Origin of the sequence: Brevibacterium sp. FME17, from assembly GCF_014897515.1 — a bacterium.
Taxonomy (GTDB): domain Bacteria; phylum Actinomycetota; class Actinomycetes; order Actinomycetales; family Brevibacteriaceae; genus Brevibacterium.
On sequence record NZ_JABUYD010000003.1, the window covers coordinates 167,795 to 194,229 of the forward strand.

Consider the following 26,435-nt stretch of genomic DNA (forward strand, 5'->3'; position numbering starts at 1 on the left):
GGCGACTCCGAGTGCTGTAGCGACTCCGCTGCGGGGCCGCGGATACCTTACATGCAGCACCGATTATCTGTCGCGTATTCCGGGGCCCACCCGTGATCTCTGCGACAGCTGATGTCCCTGCACAGTCCGCTGCCGGTTCGTCGCCCGCTAGTCGTTTGCCGTCCCCTAGTCCTTCGCGGCCCGCTCGGAGATCGTGAGGTCGAGGGGGAAGTCGACAGGTGCATTGCCGAATAGGAGCTTCCCCGCCGAGGCGGCCGCTTCCCTGATCGCTTCCGCCGCGGCTTCGGCCTGCTGGGCCGGCGCGTGTACGATGACCTCATCGTGAAGGAAGAACACCAGGTGAGCCCGCCGGGAGAACACCGGTCCCGAGGCTGCGGCCACGTGACCCACCGGCTCCCCCGCCGACGCGGTGCCCGGGTTCCCGTTATCGACGCTCGGCAGCTGTGACAACCGCAGTCTCAGGTCGGCCAACCAGGCCAACGCCCATTCGGCGGCGGTGCCTTGAACAACGAAGTTGCGGGTGAAGCGGCCTTGATCACCGGCGGCACGACGGGCCCGGTTCTCATCCGCCGGTGTGGCGTCGAACTGGTTGGCCGCGGACTGGACTCGTCGCCAGCCTTCGCCTGGCACCGGAGAGGTTCGACCCAGCCATGTGGACACGACGCCTCCGGCCGCGCCCACCTCGGCGGCGGAGTCGACCAGGCCCATTGCGGCGGGGAAACTCGTGCGCAGGCGGGGCACGAGCCGACCACTGTCACCCGTCGTCGAACCGTACATCGCGCCGAGCACGGCGATCTTCGCTTCCTGCCGGGTGGCGACGATGCCTTCGTCGACGAGGCCCGAGTAGAGGTCACGGCCACGCCCGGCCTCGGCCATGGCCCGATCACCGGACATGGCGGCGAGTGCGCGTGGCTCCAGCTGGGCGACATCGGCTGAGACCAGACGCCACCCCGGGTCCGCACGCAGTGCCGGCCGCAGCTGACGGGGAATCTGCAGGGCCCCGCCACCGCTGGCCGCCCAGCGTCCGGTGACGACGCCTCCGGGAACGTAGACGGGACGGTACCGACCCTCGCTGACCCATTCGTCGAGCCAATGCCAACCATTGGCAGAGAGCAGACGAGACTGCTTCTTGTACTGCAGCAGGGGTGCGATGGCCGGGTGTTCGCTCTGTTCGAGCTCCCATTTCGAGGTCGAGGCGACGTTGATTCCGGCACTGTGCAAAGAGTGGAGGAGTTTGACGTGGGAGTCCAGATTTGCCCGCGGATCATCCAGAGCGGTCCGCACCTCCTCGGCGACGGCGAGCATCTTGGCCGGCTTCGCATCGCGGGCTGGACGGGGTCCGAGCTCCTCAGCGAGGATGCGGTCGTGTTCGGCAACGTCCCAGGGCACCCCGGCCGCCTGCATCTCTGCGGCCACCAGCCCACCGGCGGACTCCGCGGCCAGCAGCAGACGCAGCCGACCAGGATCGGAGGCCGTCTGCAGGGCCGTGGACTGACGTGCGAATTCGGCCAGCGCAGACTCGATGTCGTGCGGGACCGTTTTGATGTGGCTGCGTCGCTCGGTGACCTCGAACAGTGCCTCCGCCTCCGGCGCGGTCGGTGCGCTCACTGGGCCCGCGTCCCATTCTTCGGCGCCGGCGACGTCGCTGCGGTTGCTCACGAGTTCCGAGCGCATGAGGATCGCGTGGGCCAGCCGCAGGTCATAGCAGCGTTCGATCTGCACACCGGCAGCCAGCAGGGCTGGGTACCAGTTCGGAGTGTCACTGAAGACCCACCTCGGCCGCCCCTGTGCTTCACATTCGCGCACGAACCTGGGCAGCTCATCGGCGCCGAGGTGGTGGCTGCCGATCCGCTGTCGGGCACCGTCGAGGTCGACGACGGCGATCTTCGACCCCATACCCCGCACGCCGCCGAGGGCGCTGTCGGGAGCACGTCCGATCACGCACCATTCAGGCATGTCGGTGGCTGGGTTGGTCATGCCTCAACAGTACTGCGAAGGATGGACGCGGCCGCGACCGTGGGTCCGGCGCCAGCCCCACCAGAACGCACACGAACTCTGGTGTCGATGAAGCAAATGGTGGAGTATCGCGTGACTCCTCTGCTGCGGCGCACGATTGCAAAGCGCTGAGGCTCTCGCGCAACAGGTGAATTCCGGTAATAATAGTCCTCAACGTGTCGAATCGACGTGTACTCAGTCGTCTCAATGATGAGCGACCGAAACGCGGTCGCACATGAGATGAACGGAGCGAAACAATGCGCTGCTCACTGGTCTTCCACGCACCCGAACCCCACGAAGTCGGCCACCAGCCCTCCCCCGAGGTGATCGAAGAGATGCAGAAGCTGATGTCCGACTACGCCGATGCTCTCTACTCCGCAGGAGTCTTCGTCGCCGCCGAGATGCTCGAACCGCAGGCAAAGACGACAACCATCACTCGCCGAGGTGGCTGTGTCGTCATCGAGGACGGTCCCTTCGCAGCAACGAAGGAGGCGCTGGCCGGAGTCTTCGTCATCGACGTCGAGAGCCGAGACGCGACCCTGGCCTGGGCAGAGAAGTTCCCCGGGACCAGCTATGGAGTCGTCGAGGTCAGAGCGGCGGCAGTCTCCTATATAGACGGTCACTGGGTACAGCCCTGAGCTCGGCTCCCGAACGCGGCGTGGATGTGTGGCGGGAGCGCGGAGTCCCGACGAATCTCGAGGGGGTGGCTCTATCGGGTTGCCCTCAATACACGAAAGGACGTGCTGCCTGATCGACGCCTCGAACTTCTGGGCGCATGCGCTCACCCGGACATCGATCCGGGAGTCAGACCGCTGCGCATGCTCTCTGCAGTCATGCGACCCGGAAGGTGATCCAACAGGCCAACATATACGTTCAGCCCTATCGATATAGGTCAGCGTATACTGTATGGTCAGTATATGCTGACTATTGCTTCTCGCGTCGACGTGATGAACCGTCTGGGTCGAGCCATGGCCGATTCAACCCGCTCGCGAATCCTGCTCTCGCTGTTGGACTTTCCCAGATATCCTGCGCAGCTCGCGCGCGATCTGGATCTGACCAGGACGAACGTCTCAAATCATCTCGCCTGTCTGCGCGGATGCGGAATAGTTGTTGCCGAGGCTGAGGGGCGACAGACCAGATACGAGATCGCGGATCCCCACATCAGCTCGGCCCTCAACAGTCTGCTCGACGTCACTCTCGCAGTCGACGAGAGCGCCCCCTGCCTCAACCCCTCCTGCACCGTGCCCGGCTGCTGCGATCGCGAACCTGCCGAGGACCATGACAGTGGGACCAAGGCGTGAGCAACACGGCTGTTCCCATAGCTCCACCACGCGTACAGGTTCTGCGTCGACGCATCAGGATCGTCGTGGCCATCACCATCACTTGGAACGTCATCGAAGCCGTTGTGGCTCTCATCGCAGGTGGGGCAGCCTCGTCGGCGGCTCTCATCGGGTTCGGGCTCGACTCGATCGTCGAAGTCCTCTCCGCGGCAGCCGTGGCATGGCAATTCGCAGCGCCCGACCCCGAGCGGAGGGAGAAGACGGCCCTGCGCGTGATCGCGGTGTCCTTCTTCGCCCTGGCAATCTACGTCAGCGTCGATGCGATCGCCTCCCTGACCGGTTGGCGCGATCCAGAGCATTCCACCGTCGGCATCGTCATCGCCGCGCTGAGCCTTCTCGTCATGCCGTTCCTCAGCTGGTTCGAACGTCGCACGGGTCGCGAACTCGGGTCCGCCTCGGCGATCGCAGATTCCAAACAGACCTTGATCTGCACGTATCTCTCTGCCGCTCTGCTCGCAGGATTGCTGCTCAACAGCATCATCGGGTGGGCATGGGCGGACTCCGTCGCTGCTCTCGTGATCGCCGTCTTCGCCATCAGAGAGGGCATCGAAGCATGGCGCGGGGATGCCTGCTGCGCCGCACCGGTGTCTGTGCTCACCGGCGAGCACGAGGCCGACGGCTGTGCTGGCGAGCGCTGTCAGGATTGACCTCGGCAGACTGTGCGCCCAGGACTCAGGGCGATTTCTCACTTCACCGACAACCCCACCCCGGTCAGCTCCTCAGAGATGGTCCATATCCGGTCAGCCTCCTTGCTGATCGGGCTTGGTACTCAGCAGTCTGCTCGGACAGGCATAGGCGGTTTCCGTCGCCGGTCTCGTCTCCGTGCCCTCGCCCGGCAGCAGAACCGGATTACGGCATAGGATGGAACAACCATGACCGAAACACAGAATCACGCCCCTTGCACGAGGTCATCAGCGATCGACCTCGACCGCGACGACACCCCCTGACTTCGCGCCGCATGCACAATTCCTCTCCGACCGACCCAAGCGCCCCCTCCAATGCGCGAGGCGCTGGGCTCGGAAATCCAGCAGAGGGCCACGCCCATGCAAAGGCGATACTCTTCGGCGAACACGCCGTGGTCTACGGAGCCCCTGCACTCGCCGTCCCTCTTCACGGACTCGGAGCACAGGCCGACATTCGCCTCACCCCTGGTCGGGAGACGCGCATCGACAGCCAACTGTTCTCCGGCACTGCCCAGGCGGCACCACCTCAGATGGGGCCCGTGGTCGCCGGACTGTGCGCGGCCCTCGAGGCCACAGGTGATGAGACCGCCGAGGTCCAGGTCGGCATTCGCAGTGCGATTCCCCATAGTCGCGGCCTTGGATCGAGCGCCGCAGTTGCCACCGCGATCGCACGGGCAGTGGCTGATCTCCGTGGGAAGGTCCTCGACCGTGACGCTCTCCACGCCGTCGTGGCGAGGGCGGAATCTGTTGCGCACGGTCGCCCCAGCGGAATCGATGCATGGGCTGTCGCATCTCAGGTGCCCATCAGGTTCCAAAGCGGTCGGGCCGCAGCGATCGACGTCGGCAGGCGAATGATCTTCGTGGTCGCAGACTCCGGCCTGCAAGGCTCCACCGCCGAGGCGGTCGCCGGGGTTCGCGAACTTCGCGCCGCACAGCCGAAGATCGTTGAGACCGCGATCTCCCACCTCGCGGAACTCACGGAGCACGCGGTCGATGACGTTCGGTCCGGCGACCGCGCCACGCTCGGGTCGCGAATGCTCGACGCACACAAGCTGCTGAGGAGCATCGGAGTCAGCAGCCCGGCCCTCGATGCGCTCGTCGAGGCAGCCCTTGGAGCCGGAGCGCACGGCGCCAAACTCACCGGAGGCGGCCTCGGTGGCTGCGTCCTCGCTCTCGCCGACTCGGACGAACAGGCCGAACGCTTGGCGCTCGCGCTTCGCACCGCCGGAGCACCGCGCACCTGGACAACGGAGGTATCCACGACATGAGAACCACAACCGCCCGCGCCTATCCGAACATCGCCCTCATCAAATACTGGGGCAAGCGCGACGAGTCCCGCATTCTCCCGGCGGCGGGCAGCCTGTCGATGACGCTCGACGCCTTCGAAACGACGACCACGGTCGTGCCGAATCCTGCCGGTGATGCCGACAGCTTGGAACTCGACGGCCAACCCGCCGACGAGGAGCAGACACGACGCACTACCGCGTTTCTCGACCACGTCCGTTCCCTCGCAGGCTCCGAGCAGCCGGTGATCGTTCGCTCGCGCAACTCCGTGCCCACGGGAGCTGGCCTCGCTTCATCTGCATCCGGGTTCGCCGCCCTTGCGACTGCGGCCGCCGCTGCCTTCGAGCTCGACCTCGACACCCGCGCTCTCAGCCGGCTCGCCCGGCTCGGCTCGGGCTCGGCCTGCCGCTCCGTCGTGCCCGGGGTGGCCGTGTGGCACGCGGGTGATGATCAGGCTTCGTACGCCGAGCCCGTCGACGCACCGGATATGCGGATGGTGGTCGTCACCGTTGACCGGGGTCGAAAACCGGTGTCGAGTCGCACAGCCATGCGCCTGACCGCCGCCACCTCTCCCTTCTACGATGCCTGGGTGAGTTCGACCGAGGACAGCCTGGCGGCAATGATCGACGCCTGTCGAGATGGCGATTTCACGAGAATTGGTGAGATCACGGAGTCGCATGCACTGAGAATGCATGCTCTCATTCAGTCGACGACTCCGCCCATCCGGTTCCTCCGGCCTCAGAGCGTGGCCATCTTCGACGCGGTCGAGAAGTTACGCGAGAACGGACTTGAGGCCTACTCCACAGCAGATGCAGGGCCCAATGTCATCGTCCTCGTACGACCAGAGAACGCCGAGGCCGTGGCTGCGGCCCTCGACGGACTCGGTGAGCTCCGAATCGTCGGCCCCGGACCGGGAGCCCATCCGCTGCCCGATGGTTCCGAGGTGCCCGCAGCGACAGAGGGGATCTCATGATCGAGACGCGTGCACCAGGCAAACTCTTCGTCGCCGGCGAATACGCCGTCGTCGAACCCGGCCAACCCGCCGTGCTCGTCGCCGTGGACCGGTATATCACCGTCCGGCTCACCGAAAGCCGAGATGCCGGCCGCATCCACTCCAGCGAATACGGTCAGACCCCGCTGGTCTGGTTCCGCGAGGCAGACAGCCAGAGCATCGTGCTCGACCACCGGCCCACAGACTATGTGCTCGCTGCGATCTCGGTCGTCGAAGAGCTGCGGGCAGAGATGGGGACACCGCCGCGGTACTTCGACCTCGATATCTCCAGCGAGCTCGACGATGCCAGCGGACGGAAATTCGGTCTCGGCTCTTCGGCCGCGGTCACGACTGCCACGATCGCCGCCCTCGACGAGTTCTACACATTGGGCTTGACTCGGACCGAACGCTATAAGCTCGCTGTTCTGGCCACGATCGCCATCTCTCCCAACGCCTCGGGCGGGGATCTCGCAGCGAGCACCTTCGGAGGGTGGATCCGCTACTCTTCACCCGACCGCGCGGCTCTGAAACTCCACCGCGAAGTCCACGGAGTCGCCTCGGCGCTGCACTGCAGCGAATGGCTTGGGTCAGGGGCCACCCGCGTCAGCCCACCTGACTCCCTGCACCTGCTCGTCGGCTGGACCGGTTCCCCGGCCTCGACTGACCATCTCGTCAAGCGCGTGCACACCCCGGGCAGGGAGAAGGCGCGTCCCTTCGAGTCGTTCACCGACGAGAGCCGGCTCGGGGTCAATGCACTCGTCGCCGCCTTCGACGAGGATGATGCGATCGGCGCCCTCGACCGCATCCGGCAGGCACGCCGACTGCTGCAGCGACTCGGCGAGTCCTCCGGCAGCCAGATCGAGACCGAACAGCTGGCCGCGCTGTGCGATATCGCCGAAACCTACGGTGCCGCGGCCAAACCCTCAGGCGCCGGCGGAGGAGACTGCGGCATCGCCCTCTCCGACGCCGAACTGCCCACGATCGACATCCTCCGCGAGTGGGAGCGCCACGGCATCCGCCGGCTCAGCCTGACCCCGCACCGACCCGAAGGCAGCATCGATGACTTCTGAGAGTCCCCAGGCCCGTTCCGCCCGCGCGACACGCAAGGACGATCACGTCCGGCTGGCCTCCGAGCAGCAGTCCGAAGCGCCGCGGCGCACCGATTTCGACGATCTCGAGTTCATCCACCATGCCCTCGGAGGTACGAACCCGGAACGGGTCGACCTCAGCGTCCGCCTCGGCGAGTGGACCTGGCCGACGCCCTTCTATGTCAATGGCATGACCGGAGGCACCGACACGACGGCGGCGATCAACCGCAACCTTGCGATCGCGGCCGCCAAGACCGGGCTGCCGATGGCCTGCGGTTCGATGAGCGTGGCTCTCGACGATTCGGACGCGGCGAAGGGCTTCACGATCATCCGCGAGGAGAACCCGAACGGCTTCGTCATGGCCAACCTCGGTGCTGGTCGCAGCGCCGAGGATGCCCGCCGTGCCGTCCACCTGCTGCAGGCAGACGCCCTTCAGATCCATATCAACCCGGTGCAGGAGACCGCGATGTCCGAGGGCACCCGCGACTTCTCCGAATGGGCACACGGGCTCGAACAGATCGTCGCATCCTGCCCCGTGCCGGTCATCGTCAAGGAGGTCGGATTCGGGCTCAGCCGTCGCACGCTGGAGCTGCTGGCTTCGATCGACGTGCGCTTCGCCGATGTCAGCGGCGCCGGCGGCACGGACTTCCTCCGTATCGAGAACGACCGCGCCGGCGCCGAGGACTTCTCGATGCTCTCCGGATTCGGCCAATCCGCCCTGGCCTGCCTGCTCGATTCCCCCGACCAGGGGCCCGTGCTCCTCGCCTCCGGCGGGGTGCGCAACCCCTATGACGTCGTCAAGGCCCTTGCCTGCGGTGCGCGGGCCGTCGGGGTTGCCGGCACGTTCCTCCAGGCCGTGCTCGATGGAGGCGCGGACCGTCTCGTTGAAGTGGTGAACACGTGGCAGTCTCAGACCAGGGCGCTATTCGCCCTGCTCGGAGCCAAGACGGCAGAAGACCTCACCCGCACAGACCTGCTCACGCGGGGCCGCCTCGGCGAATTCTGCCGTCTGCGCGGAATCAACGTCGAGGAACTGTCCCGACGCTCGGGAAGCTGACCCCGGTCCAGGCCTCCGAACACTTCCACACACGAAACAGCCCTCCACCTTGGCCCCAGAAGGGTCCCGGTGAAGGGCTGTTGTTCACTGTGCGCGAGGGGGGACTTGAACCCCCACGACCTTGCGATCACTGGCACCTGAAGCCAGCGCGTCTACCAATTCCGCCACTCGCGCGAACAAGAGAAAACTCTAGCATCGCGGCCGGGAAGAATGAAACCGAGGTCACCCGAAACGCCCGAAACGTGTCGACGTTCACATTCGCTGTCCCGAATACCCGCATCGCAGGTGACCCAGAACTCATCCCCGCTCGTCAGCGGCTCATGGAGTACTCAGTGACCTTCCCTAAGCTGGACGACTGCCGGGAATCCGTGCAGACCTCGGTCCCGAAAAACCTAGTGACGTGAGTTGAGAGCTTCACCGCGTTAGGATTGGGTGTTGGTGTCTCCTTCTCGGTGTCGTTTTCCGAGGGCGGATTCACTGATACAGACTCGTCCGGACTCTTAGTCCGGGCTGGTGGCGAACGGTTCGTCACGCGCACGACACCTGGATGAGGAGGTGCCATGGGGATTCTCGATCGTTTCGAGAAAGGATTGGAGAATGTCGTCAACGGCGCCTTCGCCAAAGCGTTCCGCTCTCAGGTGGAACCGGTCGAACTGGCTGGTTCTCTGCGACGCGAAGCCGATAACAAGGCTGCGGTAGTTTCACGCGGACGGACACTGACGGCGAACCACTACAGCATTGAGCTGTCTCCCACAGATTTCGACCGGCTCTCGGGCCTCGAGAACGAACTTCGCTCCGACCTGCGCCAGGTGATCGGCGATCACGCAGTGGAGCAGGCCTACAGCTTCGTCGGACCCGTCTCCGTCGAATTCGTCGAAGCGGAAGACCTCGACACGGGAATGTACCGTGTCGTCTCCAGTACTCAGCGTCCCGATGGTTCTCCTGCGGCCCAACCGGCCAACCGCGGTGGTTATGACCCCGTGTCGCGCTCGCACAACATCGTGGGCGAAGGGCAGGCCAGCTCCGGTTCCCGTCCGGTCGCACCCAGGCGCACCCCTGAACCTGCGCCGGCCCGACCAACGGCCACAAGCCGACCGGCCTCGGCACCAGTGCGACAGGCGGCTCCCTCGAGGTCTCGCTCGATAGTCGCGAACGTGACCATCCACGGTCAGGACTACGAACTGCGCCAGGGCACGAACGTCTTCGGACGCTCCTCCTCCAGCTCCGACTACGTCATCGACGATCCGGGTGTCTCACGCCGGCACTTCGAAATCACCGTCGAACGCGATCATTCGGTCGCCAACGACCTCGGATCGACCAACGGAACACTTCTGCGCGGACGCAAGCTCACCTCGGCGAACCTCTCCGACGGTGATGTCCTCATGGCCGGAGACGCAGAGGTGCGCTACCACGAGATCGAACAGGACGCCCAGTGAGCGAGTTCACCGTCACCGTCTTCCGGTTCGCCTTCTTCATCATCCTCTGGCTCTTCGTCCTCGGCGTGGCCGGTGTCCTCAAACGCGATATCTTCGGTGCCAAGAAAGGCCCCAGAAAATCTCGCCGAGGCGGCAAGGCGTCCCGCAAGGCAGCGCCGAGTCCTGCCCCGAGCAGACCTGCGCCGACACCCGCGCCAGCCCCTGTGCAGCAACACGCTCATCCGGGTGCCATCCGGGTCACCGGTGGGCCTTTGGCCGGAACCTTGGTCACGCTCTCGGGGGCACCCGTGACCTTCGGGCGCGCACCGGACAATACGATCGTCATCAGTGACGACTTCGCCTCCAGCCATCACGCACGAATCGTGGCCTCCAACGGCTCCTGGGTCCTCGAAGACCTGGGCTCGACGAACGGGACGATCGTCGACGGCTCGCCCATGCATTCGCCCATCAGCCTGCGGATCGGCACCCAGATCACCATCGGCCATACGACGCTGGAGACCCAATCGTGACGACCGACGGTACCATCACCCTCCGTTCAGCAGCCCGGTCTCACACCGGGCTGGTGCGTAAGAACAACCAGGACTCCGGTTACGCGGGTCCGAACTTCTTGCTCATCGCAGACGGAATGGGCGGCCACGCAGGTGGCGATGTCGCCTCGGCGATCACCGTGTCCCGACTGGCCGACCTCGATCGGGAACCCAGCGGCGAAGACGCTCTGGAGATCCTGCGCACCTCGATCCTCGAAGCCAATGACCGTATCTGCCGCGGTGTCGCCGAACAGCCCGAGCTCGCCGGCATGGGCACTACGGTCACCGCTCTCCTGCGAGCTCCCGGCAATCGTTTCGCATTGGCTCACATCGGTGACTCCCGCGGCTATGTGCTGCGCGACGGCGAGCTGCAGACAGTCACCCACGACCACACGTTCGTCCAGATGCTCGTCGACGAAGGCCGCATCACCCCTGATGAGGCAGAGACCCACCCGCAGCGTTCGGTCGTCATGAAGGTCCTCGGCGACGTCGGAGCCTCCCCTGATCTCGACCTCACCCTGCGCGAAGCCCACGTCGGCGACCGCTGGATGCTCTGTTCGGACGGTCTGACCGGCTTCGCCGACGTTGATGACATCGCCCGCATCCTCGCCGAGGTCTCCGACCCCGACGAATGCTGCCGTCAGCTCATTGATCTGGCTTTGGCCGGAGGCGGCGCCGACAACGTCACCGTCGTCATCGGTGACGTTCTAGAGGGCACCGTCGACACCGTGCAGGGCAGTTCCGTGGGCTCTGTCCACCTCAACCCGAAGTACGCCATGATCGGCATGAACACCGACGCTGACGCTGGCACCGACGAAGACGCCGCCGAGACCCAGCCCCACTACGGCAACGGCGACATCCCCACCGACACCGTGCCTCTGCAGGCGGTGTCCGATTCCGAAAAGCAGGAGCCCACCGCCGAGGTGGTCTCACCCTCCCAGCGCACTGACGCGGAGTCGCCCGACAGGGACGAAGCCACCGAGGAGGATGACCTCGACGCTGACGACGACGAGGTGGAAAAGCGGTCCTACCTGGGTTGGATCATCGCCGCCATCGTCATCGTCGCTATCGCCGTCGGCGGATTCTTCGCCTACAACTACATGAACAACCACTACTACCTGACGAATCTCGATGGGAAGGTCACCCTCTACCGGGGTCTTGACACCACGTTGGGACCCATCGAACTCAGCAGGCTCGAGGACACCACCGACATCGAAGTCGGCACCCTCAACCGCTTTTCACAGGACCGTCTGCGCAGCTCCATCCAGGCCGATTCCCGCGACGAAGCCGAGCGCATCATTGAGAACCTGCGTCAGGAAGCCGACAAGTCCGGCACAGTCTCGGGCAATGTCGAGGACTCTACGAGCCCCAGCGATCCGGCACCGTCACCACCGAGTTCCCAATCGGTCGCTCCCAGTGATGCCATCACTGAGGAGTCACAGTAATGTCCGAGAACCCCAACCAAGGCGCGCGGCCACGGCCTTATCGCCTGGCTGAACTCGGCCTCCTGATCCTCGCGATCGCGGTATCCACCAGCGCTTACGCGCTCGTGGGACTCGGCACCGAGGACACGATCCCCGCGAACGTCTACCAGTACGCGGCGTGGTTGGCCGCGCTCGGTCTCATCCTCCACGTCGTCGTGTGGTGGAAGGCCAAGTACGCCGACCCTGTCCTCGTCCCTATTGCGGTCCTGCTCAACGGCCTCGGCCTGGCGATGATCTACCGTGTCGACCTCGGCCGGCCTGAGTATCTCAACAGCGGAATGACGCAGCTGATCTGGATGACTCTGGGTGTGGGGCTGGCTGTCGGCATCCTCTTCTTCCTCACCGACCACCGGTGGTTGCGCCGCTACACCTTCGTGTCCGGCTTCGCCGCGCTGATCTTCCTCATGCTTCCGCTCATCCCGGGCCTGGGTAAGACCGTCAACGGTGCCCGCATCTGGATCGGCACCGAAACAATGTCTTTCCAGCCCGGTGAGATTGCGAAGATCCTGCTGGCGATCTTCTTCGCCGGCTACCTCGTGTCCTACCGTGACCAATTGGTCTTGGCCGGACCCAAGATCCTCGGCATCCGATTCCCGCGCCTGCGCGACTTCGGCCCCATCGTCATCGCCTGGGTGGCCAGCGTCGGCATCCTCGTCTTCGAGAAGGACCTGGGCACTTCACTTCTGTTCTTCGGCCTGTTCGTCGCCATGCTCTACGTCGCAACCAGCAAGGTCTCCTGGATCATTCTCGGCCTCGGTTTCTTCGCCGCTGGCGCGGTCGCCGCGACCTTACTCTTCTCCCATGTCCAACAGCGCGTGGACGGTTGGCTCCATGCGCTCACCTCTGAGGAGTACAACAAGGCCCCCGGTGGCTCATACCAGCTGGTCCAGGGCCTGTTCGGCATGTCCAACGGTGGCCTGACCGGAACCGGATTCGGCGAGGGCAGACCGAATATGGTCCCCTATGCGGAGTCTGACTTCATCTACGCCAGCCTCGGCGAAGAACTGGGCATGGCCGGACTCTTCGTCATCCTGCTCTGCTACCTCTTCATCTTCCAGCGCGGTATCAAGACCGCGCAGCAGCTGCGCGACGGCTTCGGCACCCTGCTGGCCACGGGCTTGAGCTTCACGATCGCTCTGCAGGTCTTCGTCGTCGTCGGCGGTGTCACCCGCCTCATCCCACTCACGGGTCTGACCACGCCGTTCCTCGCCCAAGGCGGATCGTCTCTGGTCGCCAACTGGATGATCATCGCCCTGCTGCTGCGCATCTCCGACAATGCTCGGCGTCCGGTGGAGGAATTCCACACCGGCGTCCTCAAGATCACGGAAGACCCCGAAGCCTCCGCCACCTCGGCGAGGAGATCTGAGAACCGCAACGATACGAAACGCGTCGAAGGGGCACGCGAACACGCTGCCGGCGAACTCGCGACCGAACGCGCCACCAGCGATGAGGCTCCGACGACGAATCTCGGCGCCGCCGACCTCACAGCAACCGGGTCCGATGAGGACCCGACAACCAACTTGGGCACTACCGGAGGTGAACGATGAAGAAGCCGTTGACACACATCAGCATCGTCGGGTTCGTCATGTTCGCCCTTCTGTTCTCCTCCACCAGCTGGATCCAGTTCGTAACCGCCGACTCGCTGAACAACAACTCGCTCAACAACCGGCGGGTCCTCGACCAGTTGGCTCGCGACCGCGGTCCGATCCTCGTCGACGGCAAGCCGATCGCCTACTCCGAACCCGTCGACGACAAATACAAGTACCAGCGCAAGTACGGCGCGGAGGGCCTCGACCCCCGCGCGTACGCCTCGATGACCGGGTACTACTCAATCGTCTCGGGGGCTTCCGGTATGGAGCGCGCGACCGGGGACTACCTCTCCGGCGACTCCGACGCCCTGTTCTACGACAAGGTCGGCAGCCTCTTCACGGGCGAACAGCCTCGTGGGGCGGCCGTGGAGCTCACGATCGACCCGAAGGTGCAGCAGGCTGCGTGGGACGGACTGGGCAATCAGAACGGTGCGGCCGTCGCGATCGACCCGAAGACGGGCAAGATCCTCGCCATGGCCTCGACGCCGGGCTGGGATCCCAACCCCATTGCCAGCCATGACTCCGAGAAGGCACTGTCCGCCTTTGAGACTCTCAACAATGCTGAGGGCAAGCCTGCCTACAACCGGGCCATCGGCGGCAACCTGTACCCACCGGGCTCCACGTTCAAGGTCCTCGTGGCCGCGGCCGCACTGGAATCAGGCGACTACAAACCGGATTCGACCCTGAATGGTCCGGCGAAGCTCGACCTGCCCCAGACCACTTCCACAATCGGCAACTCCCATCCGGGCGCCTGCCGCAATGGCGGAAAACCGTCTCTGGCAGACTCACTCGCCGAATCCTGCAACACCTCGTTCGCCTCACTCGGCATGGACTTGGGTCAGGACGCGATTCGGGACCAGGCGGAGAAGTTCGGCTTCGGCCAGGACATGGAGATTCCGCTGAAGGTCAGCCCCTCAACGTTCCCCGATGACCTCAATCCACCACAGTTGGCACAGTCTTCGCTGGGTCAGTACGAGGTCAGGTCCACGCCGATGCAGATGGCGATGATGACAGCGGGAATCGCCAACGGCGGCAAGATGATGAAGCCGCAGCTTGTCGACCGGGTGCTGAACGCGAACACTCTCGAACCCATCAAGGAGATGCGTCCGGCGGAGAAGTCCCGGCCAGTCTCAGGTAAGACCGCGGATCAGCTGACCACGATGATGGAAGGCGTGGTCGAGAACGGAACCGCTTCTGTGGCCAAGATGGGCGGCACGAAGGTCGCGGCGAAGACCGGTACAGCGCAGCACGGACCTGGCGCGGCCCCGCACGCCTGGTTCATTTCATTTGCCCCAGCCGATGATCCGAAGATCGCCGTGGCGGTCGTCGTGGAGAACGGCGGCAATGCGGGTAACGAAGCTTATGGAGCGACGGTCGCAGGACCGATCGCCAAGAACATGATGGAAGCGGTGGTCGAAAAATGAGACCCGTCGAAGGCACCGTGTTGGGAAACCGATACACGCTCACATCCCGAATCGCCGTGGGCGGTATGGGCGAGGTCTGGAAGGGCACGGACTCCGTGCTCGGACGTGAAGTCGCAGCCAAGATCCTCAAGGACGAATACCTCTCCGACACCACGTTCCTCGCCCGGTTCCGCGCCGAGGCGCAGAACATGGGACGCGCCTCCGACCCCGGAATCGCCGGAGTCTTCGACTACGGCGACGAGGGCGGTTCCCCGTACCTGGTCATGGAGTACGTTCCCGGTGAGGCACTGTCAGCGATCATCGAACGCAGTGCACCGCTGTCGGAGACGGACACTCTGAGCATCGTCTCCCAATCCGCGCAAGCGCTGGGAGCGGCACACAAGGTCGGTGTCATCCACCGCGACATCAAGCCCGGCAATATCCTCATGACCCCGGACTTCCGGGTCAAGATCACGGACTTCGGCATCGCCCGCGTCACCGACCAGGCTCCGCTGACAAAGACCGGACAGGTCATGGGCACCGCCCAGTACCTGGCTCCCGAACAGGCCACCGGCAAGGGCTCGGGCCCCGGCTCAGACCTCTACGCCCTGGGCATCATCGCCTATGAGGCACTTGCCGGGCAACGTCCGTTCACCGGTGACTCGCAGGTCGCGATCGCCATCGCCCAGGTCAACCAGCAGCATCCACCGCTGCCGGACACGGTGTCCGAACCGCTGCGCCGCTTCGTCGACTGCCTGCTGGAGAAGAAGCCCGAACGCAGGCCCTCTGACGCCATGGCCGTGTCCCGAGCCGCCGATGCGCTGGCCGCAGGCGATGTTGCCGGTGCAGAGGAGATTCTGCCGCAGATGCGTCTGGGCAGCGCCGCCTCCGAGGCATTGACCCAGGTCTTCAACAACCCCGAACCCGTGCCGACCACGAAGGCGATGCCGGTCACAGCATCCAACGACGAGACTCGTGTCTACCCGGGTGCCGGTGCAGCGGGTGCTGCCGGCGCCGAGGCGGCGAATGGCAGCGAGCTCGATGCGGAGAACGCAGAGGACAAGGAACTCGACGAGAAGCAGTCGAAGAAGGGCCGCGCGCTCATCTGGATCCTCGCGATCATCGCACTCATCGCCGTCGGTTCTCTGCTGTGGTTCTTCCTCGGCGGGGGCAATGCAGAACCCGAGCCGGATCCGAGCACCAGCGCACCCACGACCTCCGAGGCTGCGAAGACAATCGAGATCGACAAGAGCGATTACATCGGACTCTCCGAATCCTCGGCGACTCAGAACCTCGAACAGCAGGGTCTGGAAGCCGATACCCAGACCATCGAGTCCTCCCGCGCTGCGGGCACCGTTGCCGATGTGGGCGAGGGCGAGAACGGTTACACCTTCGAAGAGGGCGACACCGTTACGCTCTACATCTCATCGGGCCCGCCCGAAAAGACGCAGGAACCGGAGCCGACGAACGAACCCAGCCCGTCGAAGACCAGTGGTGACAACAGCTCGAGTTCCGACAACGGTTCCAGCTCCGACAGCGACAATGAGAAGAGCAGCTCAAACGACAACGCCTCCTCGAATGACAACGGCTCGAGCAGCGATTCCAACAGCGGCGCCTCGAATGACTCGGCGAGCTCGAACGAGGGCTCGAACTCAAATTCCGGTTCGGACAACGGTTCCAATGGGGGCGACAACGGTGGCGACGGCAGCAGTTCGAACTCGGGCAGCAACGGCTCGGACACTGGTTCGTCGAGTTCGACCGACGGCGGCGGGGACCAGTCCGGCGGTGGCGACAAAGAGAATTCGAGTGCCGGCGCGAACTTGGATGAATCAATCTTTGGCTGAAACGATGCGCCGAGAAGACGAGTAATCTACATGACATGCGCCAGTACTTTCCCACAACGTGGGTGAACCAAGCGGAGGACCAGAATGAATGAACCCAAGGTGCTGTCGGGGCGATACGAAGTTCGTGCGCTCCTCGGCCGTGGGGGCATGGCAGAAGTGCACGAGGGCGTCGACAACCGGCTCGGCCGGCGCGTCGCGATCAAGCTTCTGCGGTCCGATCTCGCTCGCGATCCCTCGTTCCACACGCGACTGAAGCGTGAGGCCCAGTCCGCTGCCGGGCTGAACCATCCCGGCATCGTCGCCGTCTACGATTCGGGTGAAGAGGACTTCGCCGAGACCGGTGGCTCCAACGTCTCCGTGCCCTTCATCGTCATGGAGTACATCGAGGGCCAGACTCTGCGTGAGGTCCTCAACGAACACGGCACCCTGACCATCGACGAGGCGCTCAACGTCGTCGCCGGTGTGCTCGCCCCACTCGAGTACTCCCACCGCAACGGGATCGTCCACCGCGACATCAAACCTGCCAACGTCATGCTCACCCCCGAGGGCGACATCAAGGTCATGGACTTCGGCATCGCCCGCGCGCTCAAGGACAACAGCGGTCTGACCCAGACCCAGTCGGTTGTGGGCACCGCCCAGTACCTGTCCCCCGAGCAGGCCCGCGGTGAGGTCGTCGACGCCCGTTCCGACCTGTACTCGACTGCCTGCCTGCTCTACGAACTCCTCGTCGGCCGGCCCCCGTTCGTCGGGGATTCGCAGCTCGCGGTCGCCTACCAGCACGTAGGTGAGACGCCGCAGCCGCCGAGCTTCTACAATCCCAATGTCCCGCCTGAGGTCGACCGTCTGCTCATGCATGCGCTGCTCAAGGATCGTGACGAGCGCTACCAGGATGCCTACATCTTCCGTGAGGATGTCCTCGCGGCCCGTGACGGTCGCCCCCTGAGTTTCGATACCGACATGGATCGCACACAGGCGTTCCCCATGGCCGGGGCCATGATGGGTCCCGCGCAGTACGCCCAGGACGCCGAGGTGGAGCCTGAGACGGGTGCCGTGTCGACGATCATGGCGAAAGAGGACGAACCCCCACCGCCGAGGCGCTCACGCGCCTGGATCTGGATCGGCAGCATCTTCGTGTTGTTGGCATTGGCAGCTATCGCCTTGTGGGTCTACGAGATCAATAAACCACCAGACATCATCCAAGTCGAGGTCACAGACGTGGCCAACATGGACGCCGATGAGGCCGAAACTGCCCTCATCGATCAAGGTCTGAGAGTCGACCGGGACGAGTCGTACAGCGAGGACGTCGACGAGGGCAAAGCCATCAAGACCGACCCTGCTGGCGGTCAGCGGGTACCGGAGGACAGCGTCGTGAAGCTCATCATCTCCTCCGGCCCGAAGAGCGTCAAGGTCCCCGATGTCTCCGGCAAGTCCGAGGAGGATGCCCGCAAGGTCCTCAATGACGCCAAGCTCCAGGCAGGCACGCACATCTCCGAGAACTCTCCGGACGTGGAGAAGGGTGTGGTCATCGAGACCAAGCCCGGCCACGGCTCCAAGGTGGATGTGGACTCGAACGTCGACCTCGTCGTATCCTCGGGAATGGTCGAGGTCCCCGATGTGACGGGCAAGTCCGCGAAGGAAGCCTGTAAGATCCTCAAGGGCGACGACTACCAACTGGGGTGCAAGACCGAAGAGGTCGAGACCGCCGATGAGGAAGAGAAGAAGGTCTTCGAACAGTCATCGGCTGGCGGCAGCGAGGTCAAGCAGGGCTCGGAGATCACGGTGAAGGTGGCCAAGAAGCCGCCTGAGGAGCCGTCGTCTCCGGGCATCCCCTCGGTCCCAGGCGGTATTCCCACCGCACCGAGTGACGATGGTGGCAGCGACGACAGCGGCGATGACAATGGCGATGATGAGAAGGACAACGGCAAGGACGACGACAACTCCATGGGTCCTGGCGACGGTGGCGGCTGGTTCGACGGCTTCTCAGACGCCAATTGAGTCGAGCCCTTAAGACAGGGCGAGGTAGAGGTCGGTGCGCAGGTCCTTCGGGTCCATGTCAGGCCTCGGTTCGGTCACGTAGACCTCAAAGAACGGCAGATCCGGGTGGTGCCCGGCATCGACGGCCTCCTTCATCAACCCCGCCCAGGCCTCACCCAATCCGTCATATCCACCGATGTGGGTCAAAGCTGCGACTGATCCGCCAGGCAGCTGGGATGGGATCGCGATGAGCTCCTCGCCCAGTGGCAGGGCGCGAGTCAGCCCCGAAGTCAGCGGAAGCCCGATCTCCAGATCGACGGTGTCGCTGGGCTGGCGCGTGTACAGCGCAAACGCGGGGCCGGCGATCTCCTGTTCAGCCTCGGCCAGGGCCGGGATCAGCCCAGAGAATGTGGCGTCGAAGAGTGAGGGTAGGTCCTCCAAAGCGACATTTCTCGCCTCCACCACCGCGGTGGGGATCTGCGTCGCTTCGAACACGGTGAGTTCGGAGAAGGGTTCGCTCCGATTGAAACTCGACTCTGACATCAGTGGTCCTCTCGGTTCCGTGTATCCGCCAACACTTCTGGATCGCTTGGTGTGTCACGATCCTAATATGTCGGGCAGGGTCACCGGAAGAGCCTGAGCCCAGCCGAGCCGTCGCTGCGGCCTAGGCTAGCCGCTGAGACTTAGAGATTGCGCGGATAGGCGGGAAGTGTACGTATCCTGCACCCGGCGTGTCGTAACAGACTGGCACGGGGAAACGTCAGCTTCGATGGAAGTGCAAACATCACAATCGAAGACATAAGGACAGCTTCCCCGTGCCAGCACTTCCATCTTCAGTCATCGACCCTCTCTGGAGCCAATTCGAAACGCTCCTACCAACCATCGGCGATGATCACCCACTCGGATGTCACCGACCTCGAGTGCCCGACCGAGTGGTCTTCGACAAGCTCATCACCCGTCTCGTTCTCGGCGGTGCTTACACCAAACACGCCGATGATCGAGTCTCGGCCACAACGCTGCGAGCCCGTCGTGACGAATGGATCACCGCCGGAGTCTTCTCCCGCCTCGAGCACATCGTCCTTGAGTCCTTTGACCATGCCATCGGTCTCGACCTCACCCACCTCAGCGTTGACGGGTGCTGTGTCAAAGCACCCAGTGGTGGCGACAACACCGGACCAAACCCCACAGACCGCGCCAAATCAGGGCAGAAGCGATCGGTACTCACCGAGGGCCACGGCTTACCGATCGGAGTGGTACTGGCTGGAGCCAACCGGCATGACTCTCCTCTTCTGCGTCCGACTCTGGAGTGTTTGTCCCGGTTCGGATTCTTCCTACCCGAGTCCATTCGGGTTGATCTCGATTCCGGCTACGACTCTCAGGCCACTCGTGAGTTGCTGGACGAGCTCGGGTGCCAGGCGAAGATCTCGCCAAAGGGCACCTACATCGAGATCAACCACACCCGCCGTTGGAAGGTCGAGCGCGTCAATTCCTGGCATACTCGGGGCTTCGGGCTCCTGCAGGTCGTCCTCGATCGAGTCGATCGGGTCCAGCAAGCCTGGACGTGTTTGGCCAACGCGATCATCGTCTTACGCAGGCTACTCAAAGAATCATGGGTGGCATTGCGATGGGCTACCAGGCCCGTCAAGGGTTATGACTGGCGATAACCGCCTACCCGCGCAATCTCTTAGGCGGGGTTTCCGGCCGGGTCGGACTTCGCTGCGATCGCCGAGGCCATCGGAGACATTGCGGCGGCCTTCGCTGCGGCGCCTTCGATTCCGCAGACCTCGAGCCAGTTGCCCAGCATCAGGTAGCCACATTCGGTGAGCACCGACTCCGGATGGAACTGGACGCCGAACAGCGGCTGCTCACGGTGTTCGATGGCCATGACGACGCCATCCTCGGTGCGGGCGGTGACCATGAACTTCTCGAGGTCGATGGTCTCGTCCACGATCGCCAGGGAGTGATATCTTGTCACGGTGAGGGGGTTCTTGCAGCCGAAGAAGATGCCCTGACTGTCGTGGGTGATGACGGAGGTCTTGCCGTGCATGAGCACCGGCGAGTGAGTCACAGTGGCGCCGAAGACCTCTCCCAACGCCTGGTGGCCCAGGCAGACTCCGAACACCGGGGTCCCGGACGTCTCAGCCCAGGCGATGAGGTTCGGGCACACTCCCGATTCGGCCGGCACACCCGGACCTGGGGACAGGAGGACTCCGTCGTAGTCGGCGGCCAAGGCCACTACAGCCTCGGCGGACATATCGTCATTGCGGATGACGTGCGTCTGCGCCCCGAGCTCACGAACGTAAGACACAAGCGTGTAGACGAAGCTGTCATAGTTGTCGACGACGAGGATCTTCGTCACTGGCCACCGCTTCCATCGGTCACTGTTGCGTTGTTGAAGGGCATATAAGGTGCGACGACCGGGAAGACGTACTGCATGAGCAGCAGCACCACGGCCGCGATGAGAATGAGGGCGAAGATGAGTTTGACGAACCAGTTGCCCGGAAGCAGTCGCCAGATCAGACCGTACATACTCAGGCACCACCATTCTTGCTGACCTTGTCGTAGGCCTTGGAATCCTTGATGTTCTCTGGTGCGCCGTCTCCGGCAGGGGTCCAGTCGGTGAGCTCGGCGTAGGCGACGTAGCGCTCTCTGGCCGAGAACATCGGGTTGCAGGCCGTCATTGTGAGGATCCGGTCTTTGCCCTTGAATTTGGGTTCGCTGGGGACCGGGGCAAGCACCTCGACGGCATCGGGGAGGATGATGTCGAAGTTCCGGAACGTGTACGTGTAGAAGCCGTCCTTGGTCTGGACGATGATCTCATCGCCTGGACGCAGCTTCGCAATCTGGTTGAGTGGTTTGCCGTAGGTGACGCGGTGGCCGGCGATCGAGAAGTTTCCGACTTCGCCGGGCATCGCGGAGTTCGGGTACCGGCCCACGCCCATCCGGTTGAGGACGGGTTCAAGATCGACGCCCTCGGCGACCGTGCGGTAGTAGTCGTCGCCGAACCGTGGAATGTAGAAGATGCCGAATGCGTGATTCTTCTCCACTGGGTCAGCCACGACAGGTTCGTCGGGGTCGTCCGGAAGCTTGTTGGGGTCCTGGTTGGACCAGTCTTCGGTGAGTTTGTCTGCCAGCACTTCGTTGTCGCGGTTGGCTTCGATATCGGTCCACCACAGCTGCCAGACCACGAACAGGATGAGAACCATCCCGGCCGTGATGCAGAGTTCGCCGAAGGTGCGGATGGTGCCGCGGACGGGGCCGAGTGGCTCGCGCTCTGGCTTCTGCCTCCGACGATTGGTGCGACGGTCTCCGGCACGAGTCCCGGCTCCTCCGGCAGCCGCAGCACCCATCGTAACGCCGAGGCGGGGGTCTGTTCCCCCGTTGCCCGCTGGTCCGCTGTTGACCGCCGGTTGGTCCTGAGTGAAATCGGGGTACGCGGGTGGGGCATCGGAGTACACGGCGGTCGGAGCGCCGTTGGCTGCAGCTGCTTCGGCTTCGCGGCGCCGAAGTTCACGCCGGCTGGGAAGCGGTTGATCGTCCCCTGGATGCGAACCGGGGGCGAAGTTAGCATCGACGCCGGAATTCGGAGCACCACCAAGATCTGGTGCGGCATTCATAGGCTGTGTGGCCGGGGAAGCTTCGTGCCCGCCGTACCCACCTTGCGACTGATATCGGTCATTGGGCGGGTAGTGCGAGGAGTCCTGCCTCTGAGCAGGACGAATAGTGGGTCGCGAAGACGCATCCGCGTCTGATTCGTTACCCGAGGGGGGACTATTCACCACTGCTGCACCGTGCCTAATATTTCGAATCCGGGGCTGGCCCAAAGGGCAAGCGGGGACACCGTATTGCACTTTATCGCATGAAGCTCCACAAACAGGTCGTTCTCAGGGTAGTTGGAGTTTTTAAAACTGCTGTATGTCACGAGTAGACTGATGTCCGATTGTCCCTATTCATCAATCGGTGACCTCAGCAATGGTCGGCCGTATAAGGAGTACTCGTGGCCAAGTCCAACGGACGGACCCAGCGCCCCCAGCGCACTTCTCGCAATTCGTCGAAAGCCGATGTCGAAACCACGGCAGCGCCGAATGACGATGTGGAGGCAGTCGAGGATCTGCAGGCTGAGTCGACAGGAGATCTGAAGGACGAGCGCCTCGACGGCGACATCCTCGACTTGGATGACTCCTCCGACTCATCCGATGTGGTTGCCGACGAACCCGACACTGTCAGCGACGTCGATGCTGATGCTGCTGGCGACAGTAATGTTGCAGGCGACGACACGGCCGCAGACGACAAGGTGGCCAAGAAACCCACAGCCGCTGGTGCCGCAACGAGCAAGAAGTCCACGTCGAAGGATTCCGCGGCCAAGAAGACTGGCGACGCCGAGGACGCTGACAAGGCCGACAAGGCTGACAAGGCCGAGACAGCTGATGACTCGACCGCTGAGGCCAAGAGAACCAAGAAGGCCGAGAAGCTCGATAAGACAGACAAGTCCGACAAGGACAGCAAGTCTGCGAAGAAGAGCGATAAGGCAAAGGCTGCAACGGCCAAGGGTTCTGCTGCGAAGGGCTCCTCAGCCAAACGCACCTCACGTTCTGGCAATCCGGCCAAGCGGCCCCAGGGGCGCAAGACCGCCTCGTACACTTCGCAGTCCGGTCAGCAGACGATCAAGCCGAACCCGAGCTGGTTCCTGCCGGTGCTCATCGGCCTCCTGGTCATCGGCCTGATCTGGCTTGTGATCTTCTATGTCTCGCAGGGTGCCTTCCCGGTCGAGGCATGGGGCAACTGGAACATCCTCATCGGCTTCGCCTTCTTCGTGGCGGGACTGATCATGTCCACGCGCTGGCGCTAGTTCACGTTTCTCCCGATTAACGGGGGTTGCGTCGACACACGGGGGCACAAACCCGGCAGTCGACGCGACCCCCGTTTTTCGAAGGCGGGAGCGAAGCAGCTCAGGTCCACGCCAGGCTCACCTGCGAGTGGGTCGGTGACCCGATATTGACCCTTCAACTGCCTTGCCAGCACGTTTGTCCACAAGGTCGAAGTTATACCCAAGCCGGGAGCGTCGCTTGTGCATAACTTATTTTGGGCCTGTGACCTGCGGAAATACACACATGTAAGTTATCCACCATGTGGATAAAGGGTGTGGACAACTAATTTCAGTCCATGGAGACGCCAATTTTCCACCGAAGTCTGTTATAAGCCTGAGAGCCACCCGGCACCCTCCCGACATAGGGACCCGGCACCCTTCACGGCACCCTTCACACGGGGAGGATTCGCCAGGCCTCGTTGATCCGCCAGGTGCCAGCTGCAGCCATTGCCAGCAGCAGTCCGAGAGCCGTCAGTCCAAAGACCAGCGTCGACCGCTTCTTAGGCACCAGCAGAGCGCCACAGCCAAGCACGAAACCCGCGAGGAGCCCGCCGAGGTGGGCCTGCCAGGACACTCCTGCCACGAGGAGTCCGTATCCGAAATTGAGAGCCACGAACAGCACGACCCCTGTGATGTTGCGGTCGAGCCTGCGTGTCGGCACCAACAGCACGCCGACGATAGCGAAGACAGCGCCGGAGGCACCGATATTGTTTGTCACCCAATCCACGGAGAACGGCTTGGCCAGAACGAGGACCATGACGGATCCGCCGATCGTCCCCAGCAGGTAGATGACGAGGAATCGCCACCGGCCCAGGGCTCGCTCGACGAAAGAACCGAAGAAGAACAGGCCGATCATATTGGCCAGAAGGTGGTACGGCGAGGGTTGTTCGTGCACCAGAGCCACGGTCAGGATCCGCCATGGCTGGTCAAGAACGAGCGCGGGCACGAAGCTCAGTCGATGGACGAGATCCAGGCTGGGCAGCAGTTGGGCGAGGAAGACCACGCCCGTAAGGATCATGATCGTGCTCGTCACCAGCGGTGGAGACACAGAAAGGGCCCGGCCGGTCTCCCGTGCCGAGCCCTCCTCAGGTGTGTCCATCACACCATGGTACTCAGTTCAGTGAGTCTCAGTACTCGATAGCTGCAAGTACCGATGCTCACCGACGAATCCGTATCAGCCGCTGATTTCGACCGATTCCAAGGTGACTGGTTCAACCGGCTTGTCCATGGCCGCGGTGCGGACGTTGTTGATCTCGTCGACAACCTTCTGCGACGCTTCGTTAGCGACCTCGCCGAAGATGGAGTGCTTGCCGTTGAGCCACGGGGTCTCGGCGGTCGTGATGAAGAACTGCGAACCGTTGGTGCCGCGTCCCATCTGCTTGCCGGCGTTGGCCATGGCCAACAGGTACTTGCGGTCGAACTGGAGTTCCGGGTGGATCTCATCGTCGAAGGTGTAGCCCGGGCCGCCGGTGCCGGTGCCCAGTGGGCAGCCGCCCTGAATCATGAAGTCCGCGATGATGCGGTGGAAGTTGAGGCCGTCGAAGAAGGGACGCTTGGTGGGTTCGCCGGTGGCGGGATCGGTGAACTCACGCTCGCCCCTGGCCAGTTCCACGAAGTTCGCAACGGTCTTCGGAGCGTGGTTGCCGAAGAGGTTGATGGTGATGTCACCATGGTTGGTGTGCAGGATCGCTGTGTGCGTAGAAGCTGTAGTCATACGACCATTCTTCCACGCCCTCGTGGCTTCTGCAGATTCCCTCGGCCCCGTTTGCGGACTCTGTCAGCGTTTCTGCAGACAATTTCATGACGGCCTGATGTCCAGCAGCTTGCACCTAGGCCGTAGACTGAGACAGATCAATTGCCCCCGACAAAGAGGATTGGGAATGTTCATGTCGAAGAAGTCAGCTCGAGATCCGTTCGCTTCGAAGCTCGATTCCGCGAAGAAGACGTCACTCCGAGTCCTGGCCGATGCCAGCGGGGCCGCAAGTCCAAAACTCCGCGAAGCCGCTGACAAGGCACGCCCTCAGGTCGAGGCGCTCGCTGAGAAGGCTCGCCCGCAGGTTGAAGCACTGGCCGATCGGGCCGAAGACCTTGCCGACAAGGCCCGTCCCCAGGTCGAAGCGTTCGCAGACAAAGCGAATGAGCAGGTTCATGCCTGGGCGGACAAGCTCGATGCTTACCGTCCCGAAGCCACCGAACGTGCCGGCAAGTTTGCGTCCAACGCCGCGAACTCGCTTGCAGCCGCTGAGACTCCTCAGCTCGTCGACGATCTCGCTGTGCGCCTGACCGGCGACAAGAAAGCCGTGAAGAAGGCTCGCAAGGCCCTCACAAACGCCGGCAAACGAATCCAGAAGGACACCGCACGCAAGTCCGGTGGTGGCAAGGCCGCAGTCGTGTGGACCTTGGTCATCGGTTCTGCAGCCGGCATCGGCTACTACGTGTGGAAGAAGGCGCAGCCGGTCGAGGACCCATGGTCGACACCGCTGCCCAACAACCGTCCCGAAGATGCTCGCCCGGTGGGTTCGACCCCCGCATCCCGCCAGGGAACAGCACCTGAGGTCTCGCAGGCAGCAGTGCCTGAGTCGAAGGCGGCCGCCACGACCACACCGACACCGAAGCCTGCGACCGAGGCCAAGGAGGCCAAGGACACCAAGGCCACACCGGCGACCATCGCCAAGCCTGCAGAGGATTCGAAGTCGGCCGCCGAGACGGTCGAAGACAAGAATGCCAAGCACTGATCTGTTCTGAGAAGTCGACCGACTTGGTCAACTGACCGGTCGGCTGGCTGGCACAGACAGAAAGAACGGCTTCCGCCGCTGAATTCCTCACTTATCCACGTGAGGCAACTTCAGCAGCGGGAGCCGTTCGTCATTCAG

24 protein-coding genes and 1 tRNA gene are annotated in these 26,435 nt (G+C 63.5%); 17 read left to right on the forward strand and 8 right to left on the reverse strand.

Annotated elements, in window-relative coordinates; translation table 11 throughout:
- Positions 1-165: 165 nt before the first annotated feature.
- On the reverse strand, positions 166-1,977 hold the full coding sequence (locus INT40_RS04415) for a bifunctional 3'-5' exonuclease/DNA polymerase (RefSeq protein ID WP_193095589.1): 1,812 nt from the start codon (positions 1,975-1,977) through the stop codon (positions 166-168).
- Between the two features lie 275 nt (positions 1,978-2,252).
- Between INT40_RS04415 and INT40_RS04420 the strand changes: the two genes are divergently transcribed.
- The 7 genes from INT40_RS04420 (at position 2,253) to fni (ending at position 8,438) form a co-directional block, all read left to right on the forward strand.
- Complete coding sequence (locus INT40_RS04420; RefSeq protein WP_101570004.1) at positions 2,253-2,633, forward strand: YciI family protein; 381 nt, start codon at positions 2,253-2,255, stop codon at positions 2,631-2,633.
- A 279-nt stretch (positions 2,634-2,912) separates the two neighbouring features.
- Positions 2,913-3,296 carry a Cd(II)/Pb(II)-sensing metalloregulatory transcriptional regulator CmtR gene (gene cmtR / locus INT40_RS04425; RefSeq protein WP_101570003.1) on the forward strand — a complete coding sequence of 128 codons (384 nt, stop codon included), beginning with the start codon at positions 2,913-2,915 and terminating at the stop codon, positions 3,294-3,296.
- On the forward strand, positions 3,293-3,982 hold the full coding sequence (locus INT40_RS04430; protein ID WP_101570002.1) for a cation transporter: 690 nt from the start codon (positions 3,293-3,295) through the stop codon (positions 3,980-3,982). Before cmtR ends, INT40_RS04430 begins: the two co-directional genes overlap by 4 nt.
- A 311-nt stretch (positions 3,983-4,293) precedes the next feature.
- Positions 4,294-5,286 carry a mevalonate kinase gene (gene mvk / locus INT40_RS04435; protein ID WP_193095590.1) on the forward strand — a complete coding sequence of 331 codons (993 nt, stop codon included), beginning with the start codon at positions 4,294-4,296 and terminating at the stop codon, positions 5,284-5,286.
- The gene (gene mvaD / locus INT40_RS04440; RefSeq protein WP_193095591.1) at positions 5,283-6,275 is read left to right on the forward strand and encodes a diphosphomevalonate decarboxylase; all 993 of its coding nucleotides are present in this window, start codon (positions 5,283-5,285) and stop codon (positions 6,273-6,275) included. Before mvk ends, mvaD begins: the two co-directional genes overlap by 4 nt.
- A complete protein-coding gene (locus INT40_RS04445) occupies positions 6,272-7,363 on the forward strand; it encodes a phosphomevalonate kinase (protein ID WP_193095592.1) in 1,092 nt (363 codons plus the stop codon). The genes mvaD and INT40_RS04445 overlap by 4 nt, the downstream gene beginning before the upstream one ends.
- Entirely contained in the window at positions 7,353-8,438 is a 1,086-nt protein-coding gene (fni, locus tag INT40_RS04450) for a type 2 isopentenyl-diphosphate Delta-isomerase (RefSeq protein ID WP_101569998.1), read from the forward strand. Before INT40_RS04445 ends, fni begins: the two co-directional genes overlap by 11 nt.
- A gap of 90 nt (positions 8,439-8,528) precedes the next feature.
- Here fni and INT40_RS04455 read toward each other — a convergent pair.
- A tRNA-Leu gene (locus INT40_RS04455) sits at positions 8,529-8,612 on the reverse strand.
- 386 nt (positions 8,613-8,998) lie between these two features.
- On the opposite strand from INT40_RS04455, the gene INT40_RS04460 reads away from it, so the two are divergent.
- From INT40_RS04460 to pknB, 7 genes are all read left to right on the forward strand, one after another.
- Positions 8,999-9,874, forward strand: a complete 876-nt coding sequence (locus INT40_RS04460; RefSeq protein ID WP_101569997.1) for an FhaA domain-containing protein — start codon at positions 8,999-9,001, stop codon at positions 9,872-9,874.
- Entirely contained in the window at positions 9,871-10,383 is a 513-nt protein-coding gene (locus tag INT40_RS21130; RefSeq protein WP_101569996.1) for an FHA domain-containing protein, read from the forward strand. Before INT40_RS04460 ends, INT40_RS21130 begins: the two co-directional genes overlap by 4 nt.
- The gene (locus INT40_RS04470) at positions 10,380-11,846 is read left to right on the forward strand and encodes a PP2C family protein-serine/threonine phosphatase (protein WP_193070940.1); all 1,467 of its coding nucleotides are present in this window, start codon (positions 10,380-10,382) and stop codon (positions 11,844-11,846) included. The genes INT40_RS21130 and INT40_RS04470 overlap by 4 nt, the downstream gene beginning before the upstream one ends.
- Complete coding sequence (locus tag INT40_RS04475; protein WP_101569994.1) at positions 11,846-13,432, forward strand: FtsW/RodA/SpoVE family cell cycle protein; 1,587 nt, start codon at positions 11,846-11,848, stop codon at positions 13,430-13,432. The genes INT40_RS04470 and INT40_RS04475 overlap by 1 nt, the downstream gene beginning before the upstream one ends.
- Positions 13,429-14,898: a peptidoglycan D,D-transpeptidase FtsI family protein gene (locus tag INT40_RS04480; RefSeq protein WP_101569993.1), complete on the forward strand. Its 1,470-nt coding sequence runs from the start codon at positions 13,429-13,431 to the stop codon at positions 14,896-14,898. Before INT40_RS04475 ends, INT40_RS04480 begins: the two co-directional genes overlap by 4 nt.
- A complete protein-coding gene (locus INT40_RS04485; RefSeq protein ID WP_193095593.1) occupies positions 14,895-16,721 on the forward strand; it encodes a protein kinase domain-containing protein in 1,827 nt (608 codons plus the stop codon). Before INT40_RS04480 ends, INT40_RS04485 begins: the two co-directional genes overlap by 4 nt.
- Before the next feature lie 84 nt (positions 16,722-16,805).
- On the forward strand, positions 16,806-18,716 hold the full coding sequence (gene pknB, locus INT40_RS04490; RefSeq protein WP_193095594.1) for a Stk1 family PASTA domain-containing Ser/Thr kinase: 1,911 nt from the start codon (positions 16,806-16,808) through the stop codon (positions 18,714-18,716).
- Positions 18,717-18,725: 9 nt separating this feature from the next.
- On the opposite strand, the gene INT40_RS04495 is transcribed toward pknB, so the two are convergent.
- Positions 18,726-19,238, reverse strand: a complete 513-nt coding sequence (locus INT40_RS04495; protein WP_193095595.1) for a GyrI-like domain-containing protein — start codon at positions 19,236-19,238, stop codon at positions 18,726-18,728.
- A gap of 272 nt (positions 19,239-19,510) precedes the next feature.
- On the opposite strand from INT40_RS04495, the gene INT40_RS04500 reads away from it, so the two are divergent.
- Positions 19,511-20,359 carry an IS5 family transposase gene (locus tag INT40_RS04500; RefSeq protein WP_193095596.1) on the forward strand — a complete coding sequence of 283 codons (849 nt, stop codon included), beginning with the start codon at positions 19,511-19,513 and terminating at the stop codon, positions 20,357-20,359.
- A gap of 20 nt (positions 20,360-20,379) precedes the next feature.
- Here INT40_RS04500 and INT40_RS04505 read toward each other — a convergent pair whose 3' ends face one another.
- Genes INT40_RS04505 through INT40_RS04515 form a run of 3 tightly spaced genes read right to left on the reverse strand, consistent with a single transcriptional unit; the run spans position 20,380 to position 22,312 of the window.
- Positions 20,380-21,054 (reverse strand): anthranilate synthase component II, encoded by a 675-nt coding sequence (locus INT40_RS04505; RefSeq protein ID WP_193095597.1) that lies wholly within the window; start codon positions 21,052-21,054, stop codon positions 20,380-20,382.
- On the reverse strand, positions 21,051-21,224 hold the full coding sequence (locus INT40_RS04510; RefSeq protein ID WP_009884833.1) for a hypothetical protein: 174 nt from the start codon (positions 21,222-21,224) through the stop codon (positions 21,051-21,053). The genes INT40_RS04505 and INT40_RS04510 overlap by 4 nt, the downstream gene beginning before the upstream one ends.
- 2 nt (positions 21,225-21,226) lie before the next feature.
- Complete coding sequence (locus INT40_RS04515; RefSeq protein ID WP_193095598.1) at positions 21,227-22,312, reverse strand: class E sortase; 1,086 nt, start codon at positions 22,310-22,312, stop codon at positions 21,227-21,229.
- Between the two features lie 380 nt (positions 22,313-22,692).
- Between INT40_RS04515 and INT40_RS04520 the strand changes: the two genes are divergently transcribed.
- Positions 22,693-23,544, forward strand: coding sequence for a cell division protein CrgA (locus INT40_RS04520; protein WP_193095599.1), 852 nt, complete (start codon positions 22,693-22,695; stop codon positions 23,542-23,544).
- Between the two features lie 409 nt (positions 23,545-23,953).
- Here INT40_RS04520 and INT40_RS04525 read toward each other — a convergent pair whose 3' ends face one another.
- Positions 23,954-24,661, reverse strand: coding sequence for a rhomboid family intramembrane serine protease (locus INT40_RS04525; protein ID WP_101569986.1), 708 nt, complete (start codon positions 24,659-24,661; stop codon positions 23,954-23,956).
- A 75-nt stretch (positions 24,662-24,736) separates the two neighbouring features.
- Positions 24,737-25,276, reverse strand: coding sequence for a peptidylprolyl isomerase (locus tag INT40_RS04530; protein ID WP_193095600.1), 540 nt, complete (start codon positions 25,274-25,276; stop codon positions 24,737-24,739).
- Positions 25,277-25,448: 172 nt separating this feature from the next.
- On the opposite strand from INT40_RS04530, the gene INT40_RS04535 reads away from it, so the two are divergent.
- The gene (locus INT40_RS04535) at positions 25,449-26,297 is read left to right on the forward strand and encodes a hypothetical protein (RefSeq protein WP_226830802.1); all 849 of its coding nucleotides are present in this window, start codon (positions 25,449-25,451) and stop codon (positions 26,295-26,297) included.
- Positions 26,298-26,435: the final 138 nt, after the last annotated feature.

Coding starts and splice junctions, on each gene's coding strand:
- cmtR (WP_101570003.1), top strand. CDS start 2,913: ATGCTGACTATTGCTTCTCGCGTCGACGTGATGAACCGTCTGGGTCGA.
- mvk (WP_193095590.1), top strand. CDS start 4,294: ATGCACAATTCCTCTCCGACCGACCCAAGCGCCCCCTCCAATGCGCGA.
- INT40_RS04460 (WP_101569997.1), top strand. CDS start 8,999: ATGGGGATTCTCGATCGTTTCGAGAAAGGATTGGAGAATGTCGTCAAC.
- INT40_RS04495 (WP_193095595.1), bottom strand. CDS start 19,238: ATGTCAGAGTCGAGTTTCAATCGGAGCGAACCCTTCTCCGAACTCACC.
- INT40_RS04480 (WP_101569993.1), top strand. CDS start 13,429: ATGAAGAAGCCGTTGACACACATCAGCATCGTCGGGTTCGTCATGTTC.
- INT40_RS04530 (WP_193095600.1), bottom strand. CDS start 25,276: ATGACTACAGCTTCTACGCACACAGCGATCCTGCACACCAACCATGGT.
- INT40_RS04420 (WP_101570004.1), top strand. CDS start 2,253: ATGCGCTGCTCACTGGTCTTCCACGCACCCGAACCCCACGAAGTCGGC.
- fni (WP_101569998.1), top strand. CDS start 7,353: ATGACTTCTGAGAGTCCCCAGGCCCGTTCCGCCCGCGCGACACGCAAG.
- INT40_RS04415 (WP_193095589.1), bottom strand. CDS start 1,977: ATGACCAACCCAGCCACCGACATGCCTGAATGGTGCGTGATCGGACGT.
- INT40_RS04510 (WP_009884833.1), bottom strand. CDS start 21,224: ATGTACGGTCTGATCTGGCGACTGCTTCCGGGCAACTGGTTCGTCAAA.
- mvaD (WP_193095591.1), top strand. CDS start 5,283: ATGAGAACCACAACCGCCCGCGCCTATCCGAACATCGCCCTCATCAAA.
- INT40_RS04475 (WP_101569994.1), top strand. CDS start 11,846: ATGTCCGAGAACCCCAACCAAGGCGCGCGGCCACGGCCTTATCGCCTG.
- INT40_RS04525 (WP_101569986.1), bottom strand. CDS start 24,661: ATGGACACACCTGAGGAGGGCTCGGCACGGGAGACCGGCCGGGCCCTT.
- INT40_RS04445 (WP_193095592.1), top strand. CDS start 6,272: ATGATCGAGACGCGTGCACCAGGCAAACTCTTCGTCGCCGGCGAATAC.
- INT40_RS04515 (WP_193095598.1), bottom strand. CDS start 22,312: ATGAATGCCGCACCAGATCTTGGTGGTGCTCCGAATTCCGGCGTCGAT.
- INT40_RS04535 (WP_226830802.1), top strand. CDS start 25,449: ATGTCGAAGAAGTCAGCTCGAGATCCGTTCGCTTCGAAGCTCGATTCC.
- INT40_RS04485 (WP_193095593.1), top strand. CDS start 14,895: ATGAGACCCGTCGAAGGCACCGTGTTGGGAAACCGATACACGCTCACA.
- pknB (WP_193095594.1), top strand. CDS start 16,806: ATGAATGAACCCAAGGTGCTGTCGGGGCGATACGAAGTTCGTGCGCTC.